Annotated in this window: 1 protein-coding gene and 2 pseudogenes; all 3 read right to left on the bottom strand. The window is 65.6% G+C overall.

Features of this window, described 5'->3' with window-relative positions; genetic code table 11:
• Positions 1–221: pseudogene (locus CA237_RS19380) on the bottom strand (transposase); the annotation flags it as partial.
• A 175-nt stretch (positions 222–396) separates the two neighbouring features.
• Positions 397–1,125 (bottom strand): IS21-like element helper ATPase IstB, encoded by a 729-nt coding sequence (istB, locus tag CA237_RS19375; RefSeq protein WP_126015321.1) that lies wholly within the window; start codon positions 1,123–1,125, stop codon positions 397–399.
• Positions 1,112–1,828 (bottom strand): annotated as a pseudogene (locus tag CA237_RS19370) (IS21 family transposase); the annotation flags it as partial. The pseudogene CA237_RS19370 and the gene istB, both read right to left, overlap by 14 nt.
• Positions 1,829–1,958: the final 130 nt, after the last annotated feature.

Below are 1,958 nucleotides of genomic sequence, written 5' to 3'. Positions count from 1 at the left end.
GCGACCATGCTTTTTTTGAGCAGACGGTTTTCCAGTGTCAGATCGGCCACGCATTCCTTCAGGGCCCGGGCTTCGCGGCGCAGGTCCTGGACCTCTCCGGTGGTCGCGGCACGGGCGGTGTCGCCGGCCAGGCGGCGCTTGCCAGCTTCCATGAACTCCTTCGACCAGGTGTAATACAGGCTCTGGGCAATGCCTTCCTTGCGGCATAGCTCGGCGATGCTGTGTCAATCGGCGTCCAAAAAGGACCCCCTATCGGCGTGCAAAAGGGACCCCCTTCGTCGAGCTGCGTGACAGGTATGGCGGGCGTGCCGTTCGCGCTGGTTGCGGCGTAGGGCGGGCGTAGCTCGACCGGAGGCGCAACCAGCGCGAAGCGTCTTCTGCCGGTAGTCCCTTGCGTCAGCTGCGGTGTTTGAAGCGCCAGCTGTCGTTGCCGGTCTCGACGATGTCGCAATGGTGGGTAATGCGATCGAGCAGCGCGGTGGTCATCTTCGGGTCACCAAAGACGGTTGGCCACTCGCCAAAGGCGAGGTTCGTCGTGACGATGACCGAGGTGCGCTCGTAGAGCTTGCTCACCAGATGGAAGAGCAGCTGACCGCCTGAGCGGGCGAAGGGCAGATAGCCGAGCTCGTCCAGCACCACGACATCGAGGCGGGAGAGCTGTTTTGCGAGCGCGCCGGCTTTGCCGAGGCGGTTCTCCTCCTCGAGCCGGTTCACGAGGACGACCGTGTTGAAGTAGTGCCCGCGGGCACCGGCCCGCACGACGTTGGCGGTGATGGCGCTGGCCAGGTGTGTCTTGCCGGTGCCCGTACCGCCGACCAGCACGACGTTGCGCTGGCTCGCCAGGAACGAGCCGCTGTGCAGCGAGCGTACGAGCCCCTCGTTGATGGGGGTGCCGTCGAAGACGAAGCCGTCGAGATCCTTCACCGCCGGCAACCTGACGGCCGACATCCGGTAACGGACCGACGCTGCATGGCGGTGCGTCGCCTCGGCACGCAGCAGGTCGGTCAGGATCTCCATCGTCGTGCGCTTGCGCTGTAGTCCGGTGGTCACCGCCTCGTCGAAGGCACTGGCCATGCCCTTCAGGCCGAGACCCGCCATGGCCGTCATCATCTCATGCCGCTGCATGGAGGCCTCGCAGGCTGTCGTAGCGCGTGCAGTCGGCAAGAGGCGGATGACGCAGCGCCAGGTCCTCGGCCGTGACGATGGCCAACGGTCGAGGCGGTTCTCGCCTGCGGGCCAGTATGTTGAGGATGACATCGTCGCTGGTGACGCCGGCCAGCAACGCCTCGCGTACAGCCGCCTCGACGAGGTTCAGCTCGTCGTCGAGCACCGCCGCCAGCACCCGCACGAACCGCCGGTCAGCATCATCGCCAGCGCCTAGCTTGCGCCGGAGCCGCGACAGCGCAGGTGGCAACTCCCAGTTTTGGAATGGTGCACCGTTGCGCAAGGCGCCGGGCTTGGTGACCAGCACCGGCAGATAGTGCCACGGGTCGTAGATGGTCCGGTCGCGTCCGAAAAACCGGGGATGGTCGGCAACGACCTCGCCGTCGCAGCGCACGACGATGCGGTCGGCATAGGCACGGACCTGGACCGCGCGCCGCACCGCCTTGGCCATGACCGAGTAGCGGTTGCGGTCAAAGTTTATCAGGCACGTGCCGCTCACCGCGTGTTCGCTCTCGTAGAACCCGTCGAAGGGCGCGACGACGGGCTGAAGCACGCTGCGCTCCGCAGCCCAGGCCTGAGCGACCGTCAGTTCCTTCTGCTCGGGATGCTGGTGCGTGTCCGCCCAACGGCGACACTCCGCCTCCAGCCAACCGTTCAGCTCCTCAATGGGGTGACTACACGAAAGTGACGTATCTGCACGGAAAGGGCGAACGGATAGCGAACGTCACGCGGCAAGTAGGGAGTTGACGGCGCGCAGCGGTCGCAAGGCGTCCGGATCGGGTTGATCTTCAACA

Origin of the sequence: Sphingomonas sp. ABOLH, assembly GCF_003951715.1 — a bacterium.
In the GTDB taxonomy this organism is placed as follows: domain Bacteria; phylum Pseudomonadota; class Alphaproteobacteria; order Sphingomonadales; family Sphingomonadaceae; genus Sphingomonas; species Sphingomonas hankookensis_A.
Note: the sequence above shows the minus strand (reverse complement) of the source record. Positions and strands in the feature narration are given on the sequence as shown.